Source organism: Saccharopolyspora sp. 6V (assembly GCF_020176785.1).
Classification (GTDB): domain Bacteria; phylum Actinomycetota; class Actinomycetes; order Mycobacteriales; family Pseudonocardiaceae; genus Saccharopolyspora_C; species Saccharopolyspora_C gregorii.
In genome coordinates, this window is the sequence record NZ_JAIUKB010000025.1 from 1,466 (window position 1) to 22,090 (window position 20,625).

Consider the following 20,625-nt stretch of genomic DNA (forward strand, 5'->3'; position numbering starts at 1 on the left):
CCTCCGCACCCGCCCGCCCTCGCCCCTCCCCCCAGCCGCGGCGGGTGCGGTGTGGGCGCTCCGCGCCCGGCGCCCCCCCCCCCGCCCCCGGGGGGGGGGGGGGGGGGGGGGCCCCCCCCGCGGCTGGATCAGCGGATCACCACTGCGGGGGCTGCTGCCCCGGCTGCTGCGGGTACCCACCGGGCTGCTGCCCGTACTGCGGGGGCTGGCCGTACGGGGGCTGTCCGGGCTGCGGCTGGCCGTAGGGCTGGCCGTACTGCGGCGGCTGGCCGTACGGCTGCTGGCCCGGCTGCGGCTGGCCGTACTGGGGCTGGCCGTACTGCGGCGGCTGGCCGTACGGCTGGCCCGGCTGCGGCTGCCCCGGCTGGCCGTACGGGTTCGGCTGCCCGAACTGCTGGCCGGGCTGGCCGTAGGGGTTCGGCTGGCCGTACGGGGGCTGGCCCGGCTGCGGCTGCCCGGGCTGGCCGAACTGCGGCTGGGCCGCGTACGGCTGTCCGGCGAAACCGGGCTGCGGGCCGCCCTCGGCGGCGGGCGCGGCGGCGATCCACTCGCGGGTGGCGGGCAGCACCGCCAGCACAGCAATGGCGATCGGGATGATCGCGCCGAAGATGTAGCCGATGAGCAGTGGCACGGTCGTGGCGAAAGCGATCGCGGTGATCAACGAGATCAACGCGGTGAGACCCGCTCCACCTGCGGTCAAGTACGGCCCGAGCTGCTGGCGCAGGATCAGGAACACACCGCCGACCGTCATCACGATCACGCCGAGGAGGCTCAGCAGCGCCAATCCGCCCGGGAACCCGATCCCTGGGATGAACATCCCGATGAGGGAGAAGAGCACGTTGAGCCCACCGAGGACGGCGGCCACCCAGCCGGTGACCTTGGCGAGCATGCCGTTCCCCGCCCCCGGCTGCCCGTAGCCACCCGGCCCGGCCTGCGGCGGCGGTGCGCCGAAGCCGGCCTGCGGCGCCGGGAACCCGCCACCGGGAGTACCGGCCTGCGGGGGCTGCTGCGGGAAGCCACCGGGCTGGCTCTGCGTGCCCGGCTGGCTGTACATCGGCTGCGGGGGCTGAGCCGACGGCGGCACCATCTGGGTAGCGGCCTCGCCGCCCTGCCCGGCGAGTCCCGGCTGCTCGTACATCGGCTGCGCGGGCTGCATCGACGGTGGCACGACCTGGGTGGAGTCCCCACCGGTCTGCTGCGGGCGCACCACCTGCGTGGCGTGCGCGGACGGCTGGTCCGCGGCCTGCTCCGTCTGCGCGGGGCGGACGACCTGAGTGGCGTCCGCGCCGGAGGACTGGTCGGTGGCCGGGGTCTGCGGGTCCAGCTGGGAACCGATCTTCGACTCGGCGGCCTGGGCCTCCGAGTCCGGTCCCTGCGGTTGCTGTCCCTGCTGACCGCCGTCCGGCGGCTGCGGAGAGCTCATCGGGTTTCCTGACCCCCTTGGGCGTGGAACGTGGATCTGCGGAGCGTGTTGATCGTGCACACGCTATCCGATGTGTCGCAGCGTAGCGGCCGTTCGTGACCAGAAGTCAACGTCCGGCGATGAAGGCGAGGACGTCCTGGCGCGTGACGACACCGGCCGGTTTGCCGCCGATGAGCACCATCGCCCCGTCCGCGTCGGTCAGCGCCGCCATCGCAGCGCTGACCTCCTCGCCTGCGCCGATGGTGGGCAGCGGCGGGGACATGTGCTGTTCGATGCGGTCGGCGAGCTGCGCGCGGCCGGCGAACAGCGCGTCCAGCAGGTCCCGTTCGTTCACCGCTCCGGCGATCTCGGCGACCATGACCGGCGGTTCCGCGTTGACGACCGGCATCTGGGACACGCCGAACTCGCGCAGGATCGCCACCGCCTCGGCGACGGTCTCGTTCGGGTGAACGTGGACGAGTTCGGGGAGGGTGCCGTCCTTGCGCAGCAGCACGTCCTTGATGGCGCCGCCCGCGTGGTCCGGGGACAGGAAACCGTACTTCGCCATCCACGAGTCGTTGAAGACCTTGCCCAGGTAGCCGCGGCCGCCGTCGGGCAGCAGCACCACGACCACGTCGTCCGGCCCGGTGCTCTCGGCGACGCGCAGCGCGGCGGCCGCCGCCATCCCGCAGGAACCGCCGACCAGCAGCGCCTCCTCCCGGGCGAGGGCGCGGGTCATGGTGAACGAGTCGGCGTCCGAGACGGGCACGATCTCGTCGCAGATGTTCCGGTCGTAGGTCGTCGGCCAGAAGTCCTCGCCGACGCCTTCCACGAGGTACGGCCGCCCGCCGCCTCCGGAGTACACGGAACCCTCCGGGTCCGCCCCGATGATCTTGACCTTGCCGCCGGAGACCTCCTTGAGGTACCGACCGATGCCGGAGATGGTGCCGCCGGTGCCGATGCCCGCCACGAAGTGCGTGATCCGGCCCTCGGTCTGCCGCCAGATCTCCGGGCCGGTGCTCGCGTAGTGCGACTCCGGGTTCGCGGGGTTGGCGTACTGGTTCGGCTTCCACGCGCCGTCGATCTCGGTGACCAGCCGGTCCGAGACGCTGTAGTACGACTCGGCGTGCTCCGGCGGCACCGCGGTCGGGCACACCACGACCTCGGCGCCGTAGGCCTCCAGCACGGCCCGCTTGTCCTCGCTGACCTTGTCCGGGCAGACGAACACGCAGCGGTAGCCCTTGCGCTGGGCCACCATCGCCAAGCCCACGCCGGTGTTGCCGGAGGTCGGCTCGACGATGGTGCCGCCCGGCTTCAGCTCGCCGGACTCCTCCGCCGCCTCCACCATGCGCAGCGCGATGCGGTCCTTGACGCTGCCGCCGGGGTTCAGGTATTCGACCTTCGCCAGCACCGGCGTCGAAGCCGATCCCGCCAGCGAGTTCAACCGCACCAGCGGGGTGTTGCCGACGAGGTCGATCACGTGCTCGACGTAGTCCACAGCGAGTCCCTTTCGCTCTCCGCGACGTTGTGCGGCTGAGCCTAAGCGGCGGTTTCCCGGCTCGTGGCGCACGGGTGGTCCCTGGGCGCGCCGCCCGGATCGCCCGAAGCGGCGGCCCGGTGGGAACGTTTTCCCGGCTGAGGGCGTATTCATGTACAGGACGAGAATTCGCGGAGCGTCGGTGTGGCGCGAGGAGGAGCGGGCATGGTCGGAACGCGGATGCTGCGGCTGGCACTGGTGGCGGCGGGAGCCGTCGGCGGGGTGTCCGGCGCCGCGTACGGCCTGCTCAACGGGCAGTCCTGGTACGCGCGCCGCGCGATCGGCGAGCCGACAGGGGTGCCGTTTCGCGCCGACGGGGTGCACCTGCCGGACGGCACCGGCCCTGTCGCCGCCTCCCCCACCGGTGAGTCCCCGCTCCTGTTCGCGGTGCTCGGGGACTCCTCGGCCGCCGGGCTCGGCGTGGACGCCCCCGACGAGCTGCCCGGGGTGCGCATCGCCCGCGGCGTCGCCGCCGAACTGGAGAACCCCGTCGAGCTGACCACCTACGCCATCGTGGGCTCCACCTCGCGGGACCTGGCCGCGCAGGTCGAGGCATCGCTCGTGGTGCCACCGCGGCTCGCCCTGATCATCATCGGCGCGAACGACGTGACCGCCCGGCAATCCGTGGCCGAATGCGCCGCGCTGCTCGGCGACGCGGTCGCCCGGCTGCGCGAAGCGGGTGTCGGCGTGGTCGTCGGCACCTGCCCCGACCTGGGGGCGATCCGGCCCATCCCGCAGCCGCTGCGGTCGGTGGCCTCCTCGTGGAGCCTCGCGCTGGGCCGCGCGCAACGGCACGCCGTGGAAGAAGCGGGCGGGTTCGCGGTGCCGCTGGCCGACCTGCTCTCCCCCGAATTCCTCACCCGCCCGCAGGAGCTGTTCAGCCCCGACCGGTTCCACCCGTCGGCCGCCGGGTACGAGGCCGCCGCCGGACTGCTGCTGCCCGCGCTGTGCTCGGCGATCGGCGAATGGCACGGGCCGCCGGTGCCGCAGCCACCGGTCCGCTCCTCCGCCGCCGAGGCCAGGCGCCCCACCAGCCGCGTCGTCGCCCGGCTGAACCAGCGCTTCGGCAGGCACCCCGGCAGCTGACCGGCCTGCCGACGGCGCTCCCACCGAGGTGCTGGTGACGGTCGTCTCAGCACGTCCCGGCCGGTGGCGGTCTTACAGTGGCGCGAGAAGTCGACCTCGCGGTCGGCGCCGCGACCCGTAGGCGAACGAAGGAGTTCCCGCATGCCCGAAGCAGTGATCGTGTCCGCCACGCGCTCGCCCATCGGCCGCGCAGGCAAGGGTTCCCTGGTCGATGTGCGCCCCGACGACCTCGCCGCGCAGATGGTGCGCGCCGCCCTGGACAAGGTGCCGGAACTGGACCCGGCGGAGATCGACGACCTGATGCTCGGCTGCGGTCTCCCCGGCGGCGAGCAGGGCTTCAACATGGGCCGCGTCGTCTCCGTCCTGCTCGGCTACGACCACCTGCCCGGCACCACCATCACCCGGTACTGCTCGTCGAGCCTGCAGACGACGCGGATGGCGCTGCACGCCATCAAGGCCGGTGAAGGCGACGTGTTCATCAGCGCCGGGGTGGAAGCCGTGTCCCGGTTCGCGAAGGGCAACTCGGACTCGCTCGACGACACGCAGAACCCCGTGTTCGCCGACGCCGAAGCCCGCACCAAGGCCACCGCCGAGCAGGGCGCCGACGAGTGGGTCGACCCGCGCGAGTTCGGCGAGGTGCCCGACGTCTACATCCCGATGGGCCAGACCGCGGAGAACCTGGCGCGCGCCAAGGGCATCGGCCGCGACGAGATGGACGAGTTCGGGGTGCGCTCGCAGAACCTCGCGGAGAAGGCCATCGCCGACGGCTTCTGGGCCCGCGAGATCACCCCCGTCACCACGCCGTCCGGCACCATCGTCGACACCGACGACGGGCCGCGCGCCGGGGTCACCAAGGAAGCAGTGTCCGGTCTCAAGCCGGTGTTCCGCCCCGACGGCCGGATCACCGCGGGCAACTGCTGCTCGCTCAACGACGGCGCCGCCGCGCTCGTCGTCATGAGCGATGTGAAGGCCAAGCAGCTCGGCCTCACCCCGCTCGCCCGCGTCGTCTCCACCGGCGTGTCCGGGCTGTCCCCCGAGATCATGGGCCTCGGGCCGGTGGAGGCGTCCCAGCAGGCGCTGCGGCGGGCCGGGCTCGGCATCGGGGACATCGACCTGGTGGAGATCAACGAGGCGTTCGCCGCGCAGGTCATCCCGTCCTACCAGGACCTGGGCATCCCGCTGGAGAAGCTGAACGTCAACGGCGGCGCCATCGCGGTGGGCCACCCGTTCGGCATGACCGGTGCGCGCATCACCACCACGCTGATCAACTCGCTGCAGTGGCACGACAAGCAGTTCGGCCTGGAGACGATGTGCGTGGGTGGGGGACAAGGCATGGCCATGGTCCTCGAGCGGCTGAGCTGAGACTGTTGTCTCGCTCGTTCTGCTGAGCGGGGTGGGTGGCGGAACCTCAGCGGTCGGGCCGGTTGCTCAGGTGGTCGTTGTTCAGCGGCTTCGCCGCTGACGGGATGAAGGCATGGGAAAGGGCCTCTCTCCTTGTGGAGGGAGGCCCTTTCTCGTCCTGGTGCTAGTCGTTCTGGAAGTACGACAGCAGTCGCAGGATCTCCAGGTACAGCCAGACCAGGGTGGTCATCAGGCCGAAGGCCACGTACCAGGCGAACTTGGCGTCCACCCCGCTCTTGATGGCCTTGTCGGCGGCGTCGAAGTCCAGCAGGAAGCTGAACGCGGCGATGCCGATGCACACCAGGCTGAACACGATGGCGAGCGGCCCGCCGTCGCGCAGCCCCAGCCCGCCGGCGGTGAAGAAGCCGGCGACCAGGTTCAGCAGCATCAGGATCGCCACACCGGCCGCCGCGCCGATGATCCACTTGGTCAGCTTCGGCGTGACTCGGATGGCGCCGGTCTTGTAGACCACGAGCATGGCCGCGAACACGCCCATGGTGCCCGCGATGGCCTGCATGATGATCCCGGAGCCACCGCCGCCGGTGAAGTTGTCGACCGCACCGCCGATGACGTAGCTGATGCCACCGAGGAACACGCCCTCGACCGCCGCGTAGGCGATCACGAGGGCGGGGCTGACCTTCTTCTTGAAGATGATGACCAGCGACAGCACCAGACCGATGATCGCCGCGGGCAGCGCGAGCGCGTACAGGCCGGAGACGTAGGTCGCCGCACCGGTCGCGATGGTCAGCGCGAGCGTGATCGCCGTCTTGGTGACCACGTCGTCGATGGTCATCGGACGCGTCGCCTGCGGCGGCGCGGCCGGTGCCTGGCCGGGCGCGCCGAAGCCGCCTTGGCCGTGGTTGAAGTTCGCGTACCCGCCGTTGCTCGGCAGGTTCTTGAACGCTGGGTTGCTCGTAGTGCGCAACTCGTCCTCCTGGGCGTGCTTTGCGCCGTCTCCGGTACAACGACCGAAGCTGCCGGTCGGTTCCCTGCGGGTAAAGCAGACTTTACCCCCGCCGCGACGGGCGGCTCCGCCCCCGGTTTCCGCGCCCGCCCGCGCGCGGCCAACTGGCGAAAACCCGGTCACGGAACGTCGCAACCTTTCACAGGTGTCGCCGCGCGTGCCTGGTCGGCTCGTGAACGGGTGTTGCGCTGCGACCGAACGAGTGAGGACCGGCGGAATCCGGCTGGGAAAAACGCGGCGCGTCATGGCCGCGAATAGATCGGTTGGCCCCTTGTGGCCACCCTGCGTGATCGGAAGGATGCGGCTCGGGTGTCCGTGTGCCGTGTCGGGGGCTTTCGCACCCGGTCCGCACCACATCGCGGTGGTGCGCGCCGGAGAGCAAGCACGCCGACGCCCTGATCTCCCAGACCGAGACTGGAGCATGCATGCGCACGTTCAGGAAGTTGATCACAGCGGCGGTGGGTTCCGCTGTGCTCGCCGGCAGCGGACTGCTGGCGACCACGGGAACGGCCATCGCCGCGCCGGAGGAAGGGATAGGCCACGAGACGACACCGGGACAGCCCTACGCGGGCATCGAGCGCGACCGGGACTGGCTCGGCTCCTACATCGTCGGCGACAAGCAGGTGTGGTGCGTCCGGTTCGCGCTGAAGGCGCCGGACACCGGCGAGCAGTACGAGCCGGGCGACGAACTGCTCACCAAGTGGGGTGACCCGCTACCGGACGACGTGGCGGCGAACATCTCCTACCTGCTGCTGCGCTACGGCAACACGCAGGACGCGGACGAGGCGGCGGCGCTCGCGCACCTGCTGCACTCGTGGACCTCCGCGCCCCGCGACCCCAGCGACCTCGACCCGGGCAAGCCGTTCCAGGAGATCGGCTACGACATCGACTTCCAGCTCGGCAAGCTGCCGCAGGGGGCCAAGGACGCCGTGGAGCAGCTGCGCGGGGACGCGGAGAAGAACCGCGGACCGTGGGAGGCCTCGCTGACCGCTCCCGAGCAGGAGCAGGTCATCGGTGAGGCCGCCGACTGGACCGTCACCGTCGAGCACCCGGACGGCACCGGCGTCACCGGCGTCCCGGTGAAGATCACCGCCACCGACGCCGAGGTCGAAGGCCTCGACGAGGACGGCACGATCACCACGCCGGACAGCGGCGACCCGCTCACCCTGAAGGTGACGCCCACCGGGCCGAATCCGAAGGTCGAAGGGGAGCTGTCCACCCCCGCCGAACGCCCCTACGTGCAGCAGGCCGTCGAGAACCCGGACGGTGTGCAGCGCGTGGTGTCCACCGGCGGGGAGGACCAGGTCAAGGTCGAGGACGTCACCACCGCGGTCACCGCGCCCGGCAAGGTCGCCGTCGGCAAGATCGACGAGGAGAGCGGCGCGGGCATCGCCGGTGTCGCGCTGCGGGTCAGCCTGCCCGACGGCAAGCCGGCGCTGAAGCAGGACGGCACCGAGCTCACCGGTCCCGACGGGCAGCCCGCCGTGGTCACCACCGGCGACCAGGGCACGGTCGAGATCGCGGACCTGCGCACCCCGCAAGAGATCATGATCACCGAGGTGGCGCCCGCGAAGGGCTACGAGGAGGCCTTCGACGCGGCGAACCCGCCGTCGGTCGCGGGCACCGTCGAACCCGGCGGCACGCTGGCGCTCACCGTGACGAACAAGGCCAACACCCCCACCGTGCCGATCTTCATCCCGGCCGGTGACCCGGGCACCAGCGGTGGCGTGGTGGAGCTGAGCGCCGTCGGTGGCGACGGTGCCGTCTCCCCCGGCCTGCTGGGTCTGGGTGCGCTGGCGCTCACCGGGACCGCGGTCGCCGGTGGCGTGGCGTGGCGCAAGCGGCTCGCGACGGCGGGTGAGCGTTGACCGCGCCGAAGCGGCGCCTGATCACGCTGGCCCTGGCCGGCGTGGTCGCGCTCGTCGCGGTGGTGGCCGTCGTGACGGGCATGGTGCTGCGCACCGAGGAACCGGCCGCGGCGCCCCGGGCGGCCGCGGTCGAGCCGGCACCCGCGCCCGTGCAGGCCGCGGACCTGCCGCCGCAACCGGTGCACGTCCCGGCGGGGCAACCACCGGGAACCGTCCGGCTACCGCAGGGCGGCCAGGCGGAGCTGGTGCGCAAGGAGCTCGACCGCAGCGGCACCCTCCCGGTGCCGGACGGCGTCGACGAAGCCACGTGGTGGGGTGCCGGGCTGGACTCCCCGAAGGGCGCGACGGTGCTGGCCGGGCACGTGAACTGGAAGGGAGCGGTCGGCCCGTTCGAAGAGCTGTGGGACTCCGCCCCCGACCAGCTGGTGACCGTCGTCGACGACGACGGGGCGGAGCACCGCTACCAGGTCTCCGAGATCGTCACGCTGTCCAAGGAGGAACTGCCCGCCCGCGCCGCCGAGCTGTTCGGCCAGGGCGGCGAACACCGGCTCGTGCTGGTCACCTGCGGTGGCCGGTACGTGGGCGGTGACCTCGGCTACGACGAGAACCGGATCGTGGTGGCCACCCCGGCCTGATCGAGGCCGGTGCTACGACGAGAGCGGGGTTCCCACTTCGGGAACCCCGCTCTTCGTTCGTCCAGGACCGGCCCGGCTAGCGCCGCTTCTTCTGGCCCTTCTTCGCCGAAGCCGCCTGCTTGCCCGGTCGCTTCTTCTGCTGCGGGCGCCGGTTGCCACCGCCCCCGCCGGAGTTCGCGGTGGCCTTGGCGCCGTTCACGGCGGTGGCCGAGGCGGCCGAGTCCTCGCCGCCGGACTCGCTGTCGGCGGTCTCCTCCGCCTTCTTCACCTGGCCGGGCTTCTGCCCCGGCTTCGGCCGCGGCGCGTCCTTCTTCGCCGCCAGCTCCTTCTGCTTCTCCCGCTCCTGCTCGCGGTCGATCTTGTTGCTCAGGAAGTGCTGCTGGCCCAGCGTCCAGATGTTGTTCGCCATGAAGTACAGGACGATCGCGATCGGCAGCACCCAGCCGGAGAACAACGTGCCGACCGGCGCGACGTACATCATGAACTTGCCCATCATGGCCGTCTGCGGGTTGGCCATCGAGGCGTCTGTCTGGCGCTTCATCGACATGCGCATCGTGGTGAACGTCGCGATGGACGCGATCACCATCAGCGGCAGGCCGACCGCGATCATGTTCAGCCGCGTGGTGCCGAAGGCTTCGAGGACCGCGGCGGGCTGGCTCAGCCAGTTGCCGAGCTTCGCGCCGAAGATGTCGGCGTTGATGAACGACTCGACCCCGGCGCGGTCGAAGATGTAGTTGCTCTGCGCCTGCGGCGTGAACCCGCGCAGCACGTGGAACAGGCTCAGGAACACCGGGATCTGCAGCAGAGCAGGAAGGCAGCCGCCGATCGGGTTCACCCCGTGCTCGGACTGCAGCTTCTGCATCTCCTGCGCCATGCGCTGCTTGTCGTTCTTGTACTTCTCCCGCAGCTTCTGGATCTGCGGGGAGAACTTCGCCATCTTCCGGCCGGCGCGCATCTGGCTGATCGCCGGCTTGAGCAGCACCACGCGCAGCGTGAACACCAGGAAGAACACCGACAAGGCCCAGGCGAACCCGTTGTCCGGCCCCAGCACGGTGCCGAAAACCCTGTGCCAGAACCACAAGATGGCCGACACGGGATAGAGGATAAAGTCGAACACTCAACCACTCCTGGTCATCGCCCGGCGATCGTCCCGGGCCCGCTCGCACGGCCGCGCCCGCCCTGTGCGCACCGGCCTCAGCCCTACCAGGGTGCCATGCCCGACGACCCGGTCGAGGCGGGGCGGGGTATTACCACGGAGGGTGATGGCGCGGTCGCGGAACGTCCGGCGCGAGCCGCGTGCGACCGATCTCGTCGCGCGAACCTCGGCACCACGCCGGGATGGCGCCGGATCGAGCGGCAGCGCCGCACGCAGGGCGAGGTCCGCGGGCGGCCCCGGAAGCTGATCCGGGACCGCCCCGCTCACTCCTCTTCCAGCACGTCCAGGAGTGACCGGCCGTACTTGGCCAGCTTGTTCTGGCCCACGCCGCTGATCGCACCCAGCTCGTCGAGCGTGGCCGGGCGCTGGGCCGCGACCTGGCGCAGCACCGCGTCGTGGAAGATCACGTAGGCGGGCACGCCCTGCTCCTTCGCGGTGGCCGCGCGCCAGGCGCGGAGGCGCTCGAAGAGCGGGGCCGCCTCGGCGGGCAGCTCGACCTGCTCGGACTTGCGGGCCTTGGCCTGCTTCGGCTCCTTCGCGGCCTTCTCCGGCTCGCGCCGCAACCGCACCTCGCGCTCCCGGGACAGCACCGCGCCGCTCGCCTCGGTGAGCACCAGCGTGCCGTAGTCGCCCTCCACCGCCAGCAGGCCCTGGGCCAGCAGCTGGCGCACCACGCCCCGCCACTCCGCTTCCTTCAGATCCGCGCCGACGCCGAACACGGTGAGCTCGTCGTGCCGGAACTGCTGGACCTTGTCGTTGCGCTTGCCGAGCAGGATGTCCACGACGTGCCCCGCGCCGAACTTCTGCCGACGCTCGTGCAGCAGCCGGTACACCGTGGAGAGCAGCTTCTGCGCGGCGATCGTGCCGTCCCAGGACTCCGGCGGGTTCAGGCAGGTGTCGCAGTTGCCGCAGGGCTCCCCGTCCTGGCCGAAGTAGGCCAGCAGCTGCACCCGGCGGCACTCCACCGTCTCGCACAGCGCGAGCATCGAATCCAGGTGCGCGCCCAGCCGCCTGCGGTGCGCGTCGTCGCCCTCGGAGTTGTTGATCATCTTGCGCTGCTGGACGACGTCTTGCAGCCCGTAGGCCAGCCACGCGGTGGACGGCAGCCCGTCACGGCCCGCACGGCCCGTCTCCTGGTAGTAGCCCTCCACCGACTTGGGCAGGTCCAGGTGCGCCACGAACCGCACGTCCGGCTTGTCGATGCCCATCCCGAACGCGATGGTCGCCACCACCACCAGCCCGTCCTCGCGCAGGAACCTCGACTGGTGCGCCGCGCGCGTCTCCGCGTCCAGGCCCGCGTGGTACGGCACCGCCGGGATGCCGTTCTGGCTGAGGAAGTCGGCGGTCTTCTCCACCGACGACCGGGACAGGCAGTAGACGATGCCAGCGTCCCCGGGGTGCTCGGTGCGCAGCAGGTTCAGCAGCTGCCGCTTCGGATCGCTCTTGCCGACGATGCGGTACTGGATGTTCGGGCGGTCGAAGCTCGCCACGAAGTGCCGCGCCCGCGTCAGGTCCAGCCGGGTCGCGATCTCCCCGCGGGTGGCCTCGGTGGCGGTCGCGGTCAGCGCGATCCGCGGCACGTCCGGCCAGCGCTCGTGCAGCATCGACAGCGCCAGGTAGTCCGGCCGGAAGTCGTGGCCCCACTGCGCCACGCAGTGCGCCTCGTCGATCGCGAACAGCGAGATGTCGCCCTCGTCCAGCAAGGACAACGTGGATTCGACGCGCAGCCGCTCCGGCGCCAGGTACAGCAGGTCCAGTTCGCCGTTCAGGAACGCGGCCTCCACGGCGCGGCGCTGCCCGGCGTCCTGCGTCGAGTTGAGGAACCCGGCGCGCACCCCGAGCTCGGTCAGCGCGTCCACCTGGTCCTGCATCAGCGCGATCAGCGGCGAGACGACGATGCCCACGCCGTCGCGGACCAGCGACGGAACCTGGTAGCACAACGACTTCCCGCCACCGGTCGGCATCAGCACCAACGCGTCACCGCCGCCGACGACGTGCTCGACGATGTCCTGCTGCGGGCCCCGGAACGAGTCGTAGCCGAAGACGCGGTGCAGCACCTCCAGCGCGTCGGGCGCGGCAGGTTCGGCGACGGGACTGCTCTGCGCGGAAGTCACCGGGCGATTCTACGGAGCCGCCACGACACCGGTCCGGCCCATCGCGCCTCGGTGTGTCGGCCCGGGCCGCGCCTCGGTGTGTCGGCCCGGGCCGCGCCTCGGTGTGTCGGCCCGGGCCGCGCCTCGCGCACCGCGGACCGGGCCACCGAAGTCGATCAGCGGGCGAAGTCGGGAAGCCGCTCCGCCACCCGCTCCGGGCTCGGCATCTCGGCGATCTCCGCGGCCACCCGGCGAGCGACGCGGCGGTGCGGCGAATCGCCCAGCAGCGCCGCGGCCGCGGTCCGCACCGACTCGGCGGTGACCTCCGCGCCGAGCAGCTGCTCACCACCACCCGCGGTGGTGATCGTCTCGGCGTTGCCGAACTGGTCGGCGCCCTGCGGCAGAAACAGCTGCGGCAACCCGGCCCCGAGCGCGGCCAGCGTCGTTCCGCTGCCGCCGTGGTGCACCACCAGGTCCACGTGCTCCAGCAGCTCCGCCTGCGGCACCCACTCGTGCACCGAGACGTTCGGCGGGAGCTCGCCCAACGCCCCCGCCTGCACGCTCGGCCCCGCCGCGACCAGCACGTCCACCTCCAGCGCGGCCAGCCCGTCGACCGCGGACCGCAGCACCGCCGCGTCACCGAAACCGGTGCCCAGGGTCAGGTACACCAGCGGCCGCGACCGCTCCGCCACCGCCTCCGGCGGCAGTGCGCCGGACGGCGCGAACGGGACGGGACGCAGCGGGAAGCGCGCCACCGATTCGAGGAATTCCGCCGGTTGCAGCGAAGCCGGGAAGATGTCCAGGAACGGATTTCCCAAGGTGCGCAGGTCGCCCTCCGGAAGTTCGATACCGGCTTCCGCCGCCACCGAGCGCAGCGCAGGGTCGAAACCCGCGTAGTTCGCCGGGGACTGGCGCCCGAAACCGTGGCACACGCCGGGAATTCCCGCTTCCCGCGCGGCCAGCCCTGCACCGTGGTTGCCCGCTTCGTGCACCACCAGGTCGGGCTTGAACTCGGTAAGCACCGGACGCAGGTCGGCCAGGTAGCGGCGCGGCAGCTCGGCGCCGAACACGCGAGAGACCAGCCGCGACCATTCCTCGGAACCCGGCTGCGGACGGTTCGACGGCTCGACCCCGGCCGCGGCGAAACCGGCTCCGATCGGCACGCCCACCGCGGCGAAGCGCAGTCCGAGCTCCTCGATCGTGCCGCGGAACGGGTCGCCGGTGGCGAACAGGACGTCGTGGCCGTGCGCACGCGCGGCCCGCGCCAGCGGGATCAGCGGATACAGGTGGCCGTGGCCGGAAAGGCTGGAGAAGACGATTCGCACGTGCTCGACGGTAATCGTCGGACACCGGTTCTCGCCGGTGGATTTCTACCGCGCACGCCGCGATATGGGCGATTTCCCCCGAAAACGACCGATCGGCTCGATTCGAGCCGGGGTGACCGCAGCCCTCCTGCCGCGATCACCCGGCCCCCAGTTGATGTTCTTCAGCGCGGGACCGCCCGCGCGCTCAGGTCGCGGTTCCGGATTCCCGCGACGGGAGGTGCACCAGGATCAGGCCGATCGCGGCGATGATCAAGTTCTGCAGCGCGGCCTGCAACCCGTTCCACTTCTCGGACTGCCACATCATGAACCACTCACCACCGATCACGATGAAACCGCCGCCGAACAGCAGCACCTCCAGCAGCCAGCCCGCCGACGCCAGCCGGCGCGCGAGCTCCGCGCGCCGCGCATCCGCGTGCGACCGGAGCCACATGACGAGTGCGGCGACGAGCACCACCGTGATCAGCACTTCCCAGCCGATGACCACGAGGTACGCGGTCGTCGACAAACCGGGATGCGTGATCGACCGCCACATCGTGTCCGGTGAATTGAACGTCGTGTCCATTGCGAACACGTGCTGCACGAACGCCGCGTTCGTCCCGAAATCCGTGATGTTCCCGAAGGCGACCAGCCCCATCTGCGCAGCGGTGATGGCGACCAACACCGTGATCACCGCGCGCAGACTCCCCAACGTTGCCAGAAGACGCATGCGGCGGACTGTACGCAAGCGGCGGTGTCGAGACCGCTTGCGTGCCGCATTCGCAATAATCCGGATCAGAGCACGACACCACGACGGCACCAGGGAAGGAGTCCCATGCGGGTGTGCCTCGTCTCGCACCGCCTGGGCGGATTCGACGGCGTGAGCATCGAGGCCGCCAAGTGGGCGGCCGGGTTCCGCGCGCTCGGCCACCAGGTCACCCGGGCCGCCGGCCACTTCGTCGACCGGGAACCCGGCGACGTCGAGGTGACCGGCATGTGGGCGGACCGCCCCGGTGGTGATCCACCGCCGGTGGACCACGCGACGATCCGACGCCTCTGCGCCGAGCACGACCTGCTGGTGCTGGACAACGCCGGATCGCTGTGGAGCGCCCCGGACGCCTCCACCGCATGGGAGCGGCACGCGCTGGACACCGGGACACCGGTGCTGCTGCGCCACCACGACCCCGCCTGGCAGGGCACCCCGCTGCGCGTCGTGCACGGAGACGCGGTGCCGCTGCACCACCCCGCGCACCTGCACGTGCTGATCAACGAGCGCACCGCGGGCGAGTTCGCCGCCCGCTGGCCCGAACTGCGGCGGACGGGCGCGCTGCGCGTCGTGCACAACCGGGTGCACGTCGACCGGCTCACCGGCGGCGACCGCGACCGCACCCGAACCCGGCTCGGCGTGGCACCGGACGAGGTGCTCATGCTGCACCCGGCGCGGGCCGAAGGCGCGAACAAGAACATCCCCGGCGCGGTCCGGATCGCCGCCGAGCTGCGGGAACGGCTCGGCCGGCCGGTGCGCTACTGGCTCACCGACGACGCGCCCGCGCCCGCCGGACCGGTGGCGGAGGCGCTGGCCACCGCGCCCGCACCGCTGCGCGGGCACGTCGCCGAGCAGGCCGACATGTACGCCGCCGCCGACCTGGTGCTGCTGCCCTCCACCTGGGAGGGCTGGGGACTGCCGGTCGCCGAGGCCGCCGCCGCCCGACGGCTCGTCGTGGCCGGTCCCTACCCGGTGCTCGACGAGCTCCGCGCCCTCGGCCTGCACGTCCCCGGGCCGGACGCGGTGGGCGAGGTCGCGGCGCTGCTGCGCGACCCCGACTCGGCCGCCGAGCTGCTCACCGCGAACCACCGCGCCGTGCGCGAGCACCTCGACGCGGCGGTACTGCCCGCGGTGCTGGCCGAACTCGCCGACCTCGCCCGGCACCGCTGATCGACGGCCGCAGCCGAGGAGCCCCGCCGCACATGCCCGAGATCTTCGTCGTGCACCGCCGCGACCCGCACAACATCGGCGACATGGCCTGTCCGCCGTCCGACCACGTCGAGCACTTCCCGTGGCTGTCGGACGCCACCACCATCGACATCGAGCACGACGTCCCGCGCTACGCGGACCGGTTGCGCCACGCCCACGTCATCTACGGCGGTGGCGGGCTCCTCGGCACCGGGTTCTTCGACCGGCAGCTCGACCACCTGCTGTCGCTGCGCCCGCCGAAGCTCGTCGTCTGGGGAGCCGGGCACAACAACAACGAGCGGCACTCGATCGAGGAGCTCCAGGTCCTGGACCGGTTCGACCTGGTCGGGCTGCGCGACCGCCCGGGCCCCGGGGGCCGCGAGTGGGTGCCGTGCACGAGCGCCCTGCTGCCGGAACTCGACGATCCGGGCGAACCTCGCCACGACGTCGTCGCCTACCGGCACCGCGACCGGAAGCTGCCGTTCCCCGCCGACCTCGCCGAGTTCCCGATGCTCACCAACGGGCACCACGACCTCGGCGAGACGCTGGACTTCCTCGCGTCCGGCGAGGTGGTGGTGACGAACTCGTACCACGGCGCCTACTGGGCGACCTTGCTGGGACGGCGCGTCGTGGTCGTCGACCCGTTCGCGTCGAAGTTCCACGGGTTCCGCCACCGCGTGCCCGTGGTCGACGGCCGCGACTGGCGCACCGCGCTCGCCGACACCCGCACCTACCCGGACGCGCTGCGGGAGTGCCGGGCGGCGGTGCTCGGCTTCGGCGACCGGGTGCGGGAGCTGTTCGGCCGCTGATCGCCGCGCCGCGGCCCCGCGGTCAGGTGCAGGGCGGCGAGTACGGGGTCTGCGGAATGGTCTGCTCCCACTGCGCGCGCGGCAGCACCCCGCGGGTGGTGGCGCAGATCCGGTCGATCGCGTACTGCTCGTCCAAGTCCCACAGCTGCGCGGTGTTGTCGCCGCTGGACGTGGCGAAGGTGCGGCCGTCCGGGCTGAACGACACCGTGTTCACCGCGGCCTGGTGCTCGGCGACGCTGTTGCCGATCGGCGACGGCCGCTGCGGGTCCGACACGTCCCACAACCGGACGGTGCGGTCTTCGCCCGCGGTGGCCAGCGTCTCGCCGTCCGGGCTGAACACCGCGGTCTTGACGATCTGGGTGTGCCCGATCAGCGGGTTCGCCCGCAGCCGGGGCGCGGCCGGGTCCGAGACGTCCCACAGCCGGACCGCCTTGTCCTGGCCCGCGGTGGCGATCGTGTTCCCGTCCGGGCTGAAGCTCGCCGTGTAGGTCTCCGTGTCGCCCGTGTCCAGCGGTTTCCCCACCAGCTTCGCGTGCGCGCGGTCGGAGACGTCCCACATCCGGACGGTGCCGTCGCTGCTCGCCGTCGCCAGCAGGCGGCCGTCCGGGCTGAAGTTCGCCTCGTTGATGTAGCCGCGGTGGCCGGTCAGCGGCCCGCCCACCCGCACCGGGTTCTCGGGATCGGCGACGTTCCACAACTGCACGCTGTGGTCGTCGTCGCAGGTCACCAACGTCCGCCCGTCCGGGCTGAACTCCACCTCGCCCGCGTAGCGGGTGTTGACCTTGAACGACCGCCCGAGCGGTTTCGGCGCCGACCGGTCCCGCATGTCCCACAACCGCACCGTGCCGGAGCCCCCGCCGGTGGCCAGGATGCGCCCGTCCGGTCTGAACGCCGCCGCGTACACCGACCCGACCGGGCCGTCGTAGACCTCCAGCGGACCGGCCACCTGGCGCGGCACCCGGGTGGAGACGTCCCACACCCGCATCGTGTGGTCGTCGCCCGCGGTGATCAACGTTCGCCCGTCCGGGCTGAACAGCGCGGTGTTCACGCGCGCGGTGTGCCCGGACAGGATCCGTTCCGGCAGCGACCACAGCCGCACCGTGCCGTCGTCCGCTCCGGTCGCCAGGGTGGCGCCGTCCGGGCTGAACCCGACCGCGAACACGGTGCTGCTGCCCGAGCTGAGGCTCTGCCCCAGCCGGGTCGCGTTCGCCGGGTCGGTCACGTTCCACAGCAGCGCCGAGCTGTCCGCGCTGCCCGAGGCCAGCGTGCGGCCATCGGGGCTGAACTTCACCGACCACACCGGGGCGTTGTGCCCGATGAGCGCGGGTCCGAGCTGCTCGGCGCGGGCCGGGTCGTGCACGTCCCACAGCCGGATCGTCTTGTCCGAGCTGCCGGAGGCGAGCGTCCGGCCGTCCGGGCTGAACGCCACCGTGTGCATGCCCCCGGTGTGCCCGGTCAGCGGCTGCCCCAGCGGCGTCGGGCGGGCCGGGTCCGCCACGTTCCACAGCCGGACGGTCCGGTCGTCGCCGCTGGTCGCCAGCGTGCGGCCGTCCGGGGTGAACGCCAGGGTGCGGACCTGCGCGAAGTGCCCGGTCAGCGGATCGCCCCACGGCACCGGCCGGGCGGGGTCGGTCACGTTCCACAGCCGGGCGGTCCGGTCCTCGTTGGCGGTGGCCAGCGTACGGCCGTCGGGGCTGAAGGCGAGCAGGTAGATGGTGCCGTCGGTGCCGCCGATCGGCGGGCCCAGCGACTCCGGCCGAGCCGGGTCGGACACGTCGTAGAGCCGCACCAGGTGGTCGTCGCCCGCCGCCGCGAGGGTACGGCCGTCGGGGCTGAACACGGCCGAGGTGACCCAGCTGCCGAACCCGGTCAGCGGCTTGCCCAGCTGCTTCGGGTGCATCCGGTCGGAGACGTCCCACAGCCGCACGGTCTCGTCGTAGCTGGCGGTGGCGAGCGTGCGCCCGTCCGGGCTGAACGTGGTCAGGTACACCGGCCCTTCGTGCCCGCGCACCGGCATGCTCAACGGCGAGTTCTGGGTGGACAGCAGCCGCGTGTACACGCCCTCGTCGTCCGGCCGCAGCCGCTCGGCCACCAGGTTCAGCTTGGCCGCGGCGGAGGGGTCTCCGGCCTGCAGCCGGTCGGCCTGCGCCAGCACCTGTCGGAACTCGGCGTCGTCCCGTTCCCGCACGGCGAGCACGGCCGCCACGGCGGCGACCGCGGCGAACACGCACACCGCGGCCGCCGTGCCGCGCCGGAACCACCCGGCCCGGCGCCGGTGCCGCATCGACGCGTGGAGGAACTCGTGGCTGATCGGCGCCAGTTCCGCCGAACCGACCTGGTCAGCCCAGTGCTGGGCCGTTTCCAGCCGCGCCCCGCGGTACAGCAGCGAAGGGTCCCGGTCCTCCTGCCGCCACGACTCGGCGTCCCGTTCCAGCCGCTGCCGGGCGAGGTTGCCCGCCCGGTCCTGGTCGATCCAGCTGCGCAGCCGGGGCCACGCGTACAGCAGGGCTTCGTGGCTGATCTCGGCCGAGTCGGCGTCCAAGGTGACCAGCCGCGCCGTGGTGAGCACGTTCAGCGCCCGTGCCGCGGCGTCGCGGTGTTCGGCGTGCTCGACGATCTCGGTGTAGGTGGCGCGCCTGCGGGTGTCCTGGGTGTCCTCGCCGACGTGCACCAGCCGCAGCAGCACCTGCCGCGCCGCGGCCTGCCCGCCTTCGGCGAGTTCCGCCCACGCGCGTTCCGCGGTGGCCGCCACCGCGCCCTGGATGCCGCCTGCCGCGCGGTAACCGGCGATGGTGAGCTTCCCCGACTGCCTGCGCTGCCAGGTGACCATCAGCGCGTGCGAGAGCAGCGGCAGCGCACCGGCGTCGTAGGCCCGCTGGGACGGTTTGCCGTACGCGCGGCCGACGCTGACCCCGAGGTCGCGCAGCAGCACGTCCACCAGGCCCGGTTCGATCTGCAGCCCGGTCGCCTTCGCCGGCCCGGTGATGGCCTTCCGCAGCTCGGCGACGGTCATCGCGCCCAGGACCATCTGCCGGTGCTGGAGCGCTTCGGCGAGTTCCGGGAAGTCCAGGCAGCGGGCGTAGAAGTCGGCCCGCAAGCCCAGCACCACCAGCCCCGGCGGGGTGCCGCCCGCGAATCCCGTCGTGCAGCAGGCGTTGAGCACCTGGACGAACAGCGCTCGCGCGCGCTCGTCCCGGCACATCGTGAACGCCTCCTCGAACTGGTCCACCACCAGCACCAGCCGCGCTTCGTCGCCGGCGGCGCGGCGCACGTGCGCGGCGACGGCGTCCCGGACCGACTCGGCGAAGCGGAACTCCGCTTCGGCATCCCGGTCCTCCGAGCCCGGGTCCTCCACGTCCTCGGCGCACCGGTCCGCTGCGCCCGGTGCGGCACCTCGGCGGTCGGCGGTGGCGAGGACCTCGTTGAGCTCGGGGATCAGCTCGGTGAGCGCGCGGAGCGGGTCCTCCCCCGGGGTGGTGGTGCGGACCGGCCACGTCGAGGAGCCCTGCTCGGCCAACGCCCCTCCGGTGAGCGCGGGGAGCAGGCCGGCGCCCAGCAGCGAGGACTTCCCGGCACCGGAGGCACCGACCAGCATCGTGATGCCGCCTTCGTCGGCAGCGGCGGCGAGGCGTTCCACCAGCGTGGTCGTCGCGCGCTCCCGCCCGAAGAACCAACCGGACTCCTCCTGCCCGAACGCGGCCAGCCCGCGGTAGGGGCACAGCCCTCCGTCGACGGGAGGGGTCTCGGCGGCATCGCTCTCCTCCGCGGCGGGTGCCGGGTCGGGAGCGCTCAGCGGGCTGGTGAGCGCTTCTTCCCAACGGGCCCGCCAGGCCGACAGGTCGTACAGTCCTTCCACCGGAGGTTGCGGTTGGTGCTTGCGGGCCTCGCCGATGAGGATTTCGAGCACCACGGAGAGCGCGGCGAACCGGGCGGGCACGTTGCGCCCGCGCCGCCAGTCGCTGATCCGCTGAGCGGTGGACCGGATCGGCCTGCCGCGCTCGTCGAGCCGCCGGGCCCGCTCCACGGCGTCGGCCACCCGCTTCAGCGGAGGGTCGCCCGCGGTCACGTACAGCAGCGCGAACCGTTCCGCGAACAGCGCCCGCACGCCGGTGCCCGTCGCCGAAGCCCCCGCTTTCCGGTCCGTCATCCCCGTCCTCCTCCGGTCCGGATCCGGACCGGAAAATCCGGTACCCGCCGTTGAGCAGGTACTTCACCACGCTCCGGACGCGGGCCAGCACACATCCACGCCGTCTCCTGCCATGCTCTGACACGGGCTGCGCCGAACGGGCCACGGACGGTCGATGCGCGCGAACCGACCGAACGGTCCGGACAGCAGCCGAGTGGCGGTAGGTGTGCCGCTGAGGTGACTGGGGGTTTCGTCAGCGGCACACCGCACCACCTGGCTTCCGCCGGCAGCAA

At 72.1% G+C, this 20,625-nt stretch carries 14 protein-coding genes; 6 read left to right on the forward strand and 8 right to left on the reverse strand.

From position 1 onward, the window contains the following. Positions 1 to 136: 136 nt before the first annotated feature. Positions 137 to 1,423: a hypothetical protein gene (locus LCD35_RS05290; protein ID WP_225043790.1), complete on the reverse strand. Its 1,287-nt coding sequence runs from the start codon at positions 1,421 to 1,423 to the stop codon at positions 137 to 139. 106 nt (positions 1,424 to 1,529) lie between these two features. Then, positions 1,530 to 2,900, reverse strand: coding sequence for a cystathionine beta-synthase (locus tag LCD35_RS05295; protein ID WP_224958940.1), 1,371 nt, complete (start codon positions 2,898 to 2,900; stop codon positions 1,530 to 1,532). Between the two features lie 204 nt (positions 2,901 to 3,104). On the opposite strand from LCD35_RS05295, the gene LCD35_RS05300 reads away from it, so the two are divergent. Continuing rightward, positions 3,105 to 4,025 carry an SGNH/GDSL hydrolase family protein gene (locus LCD35_RS05300; RefSeq protein WP_224958939.1) on the forward strand — a complete coding sequence of 307 codons (921 nt, stop codon included), beginning with the start codon at positions 3,105 to 3,107 and terminating at the stop codon, positions 4,023 to 4,025. A 141-nt stretch (positions 4,026 to 4,166) separates the two neighbouring features. Then, positions 4,167 to 5,387, forward strand: a complete 1,221-nt coding sequence (locus LCD35_RS05305) for an acetyl-CoA C-acetyltransferase (protein WP_224958938.1) — start codon at positions 4,167 to 4,169, stop codon at positions 5,385 to 5,387. Between the two features lie 163 nt (positions 5,388 to 5,550). Here the strand turns inward: LCD35_RS05305 and LCD35_RS05310 are convergent, their stop codons facing one another. Further along, entirely contained in the window at positions 5,551 to 6,351 is an 801-nt protein-coding gene (locus tag LCD35_RS05310; protein WP_224958937.1) for a Bax inhibitor-1/YccA family protein, read from the reverse strand. A 464-nt stretch (positions 6,352 to 6,815) separates the two neighbouring features. Here LCD35_RS05310 and LCD35_RS05315 point away from each other — a divergent pair, with 464 nt between their 5' ends. Both LCD35_RS05315 and LCD35_RS05320 read left to right on the forward strand, forming a co-directional pair. After that, the gene (locus LCD35_RS05315; RefSeq protein WP_224958936.1) at positions 6,816 to 8,258 is read left to right on the forward strand and encodes a hypothetical protein; all 1,443 of its coding nucleotides are present in this window, start codon (positions 6,816 to 6,818) and stop codon (positions 8,256 to 8,258) included. Beyond that, positions 8,255 to 8,893 (forward strand): class F sortase, encoded by a 639-nt coding sequence (locus LCD35_RS05320; protein WP_224958935.1) that lies wholly within the window; start codon positions 8,255 to 8,257, stop codon positions 8,891 to 8,893. The genes LCD35_RS05315 and LCD35_RS05320 overlap by 4 nt, the downstream gene beginning before the upstream one ends. Positions 8,894 to 8,969: 76 nt before the next feature. On the opposite strand, the gene yidC is transcribed toward LCD35_RS05320, so the two are convergent. From yidC to LCD35_RS05340, 4 genes are all read right to left on the reverse strand, one after another. Further along, complete coding sequence (gene yidC, locus LCD35_RS05325; RefSeq protein ID WP_373689984.1) at positions 8,970 to 9,986, reverse strand: membrane protein insertase YidC; 1,017 nt, start codon at positions 9,984 to 9,986, stop codon at positions 8,970 to 8,972. Positions 9,987 to 10,312: 326 nt separating this feature from the next. Then, positions 10,313 to 12,163: a DNA helicase RecQ gene (gene recQ, locus LCD35_RS05330; protein ID WP_224966194.1), complete on the reverse strand. Its 1,851-nt coding sequence runs from the start codon at positions 12,161 to 12,163 to the stop codon at positions 10,313 to 10,315. A 155-nt stretch (positions 12,164 to 12,318) separates the two neighbouring features. Beyond that, positions 12,319 to 13,467 carry a glycosyltransferase gene (locus tag LCD35_RS05335; RefSeq protein ID WP_225043791.1) on the reverse strand — a complete coding sequence of 383 codons (1,149 nt, stop codon included), beginning with the start codon at positions 13,465 to 13,467 and terminating at the stop codon, positions 12,319 to 12,321. A 184-nt stretch (positions 13,468 to 13,651) separates the two neighbouring features. Beyond that, a complete protein-coding gene (locus tag LCD35_RS05340; RefSeq protein WP_224958928.1) occupies positions 13,652 to 14,173 on the reverse strand; it encodes a DUF2165 domain-containing protein in 522 nt (173 codons plus the stop codon). 105 nt (positions 14,174 to 14,278) lie between these two features. On the opposite strand from LCD35_RS05340, the gene LCD35_RS05345 reads away from it, so the two are divergent. Then, on the forward strand, positions 14,279 to 15,379 hold the full coding sequence (locus tag LCD35_RS05345) for a glycosyltransferase (RefSeq protein WP_224977936.1): 1,101 nt from the start codon (positions 14,279 to 14,281) through the stop codon (positions 15,377 to 15,379). A gap of 32 nt (positions 15,380 to 15,411) precedes the next feature. After that, positions 15,412 to 16,206: a polysaccharide pyruvyl transferase family protein gene (locus LCD35_RS05350; protein WP_224966196.1), complete on the forward strand. Its 795-nt coding sequence runs from the start codon at positions 15,412 to 15,414 to the stop codon at positions 16,204 to 16,206. 22 nt (positions 16,207 to 16,228) lie between these two features. Here LCD35_RS05350 and LCD35_RS05355 read toward each other — a convergent pair whose 3' ends face one another. Next, on the reverse strand, positions 16,229 to 20,353 hold the full coding sequence (locus LCD35_RS05355) for an AAA family ATPase (RefSeq protein WP_224958924.1): 4,125 nt from the start codon (positions 20,351 to 20,353) through the stop codon (positions 16,229 to 16,231). Positions 20,354 to 20,625: the final 272 nt, after the last annotated feature.

Bases quoted from the DNA above. Each gene is read 5' to 3' on its own strand.
- LCD35_RS05315 (WP_224958936.1), top strand. From the start codon at position 6,816: ATGCGCACGTTCAGGAAGTTGATCACAGCGGCGGTGGGTTCCGCTGTG.
- LCD35_RS05345 (WP_224977936.1), top strand. From the start codon at position 14,279: ATGCGGGTGTGCCTCGTCTCGCACCGCCTGGGCGGATTCGACGGCGTG.
- LCD35_RS05350 (WP_224966196.1), top strand. From the start codon at position 15,412: ATGCCCGAGATCTTCGTCGTGCACCGCCGCGACCCGCACAACATCGGC.
- LCD35_RS05340 (WP_224958928.1), bottom strand. From the start codon at position 14,173: ATGCGTCTTCTGGCAACGTTGGGGAGTCTGCGCGCGGTGATCACGGTG.
- LCD35_RS05300 (WP_224958939.1), top strand. From the start codon at position 3,105: ATGGTCGGAACGCGGATGCTGCGGCTGGCACTGGTGGCGGCGGGAGCC.
- LCD35_RS05290 (WP_225043790.1), bottom strand. From the start codon at position 1,423: ATGAGCTCTCCGCAGCCGCCGGACGGCGGTCAGCAGGGACAGCAACCG.
- LCD35_RS05305 (WP_224958938.1), top strand. From the start codon at position 4,167: ATGCCCGAAGCAGTGATCGTGTCCGCCACGCGCTCGCCCATCGGCCGC.
- LCD35_RS05355 (WP_224958924.1), bottom strand. From the start codon at position 20,353: ATGACGGACCGGAAAGCGGGGGCTTCGGCGACGGGCACCGGCGTGCGG.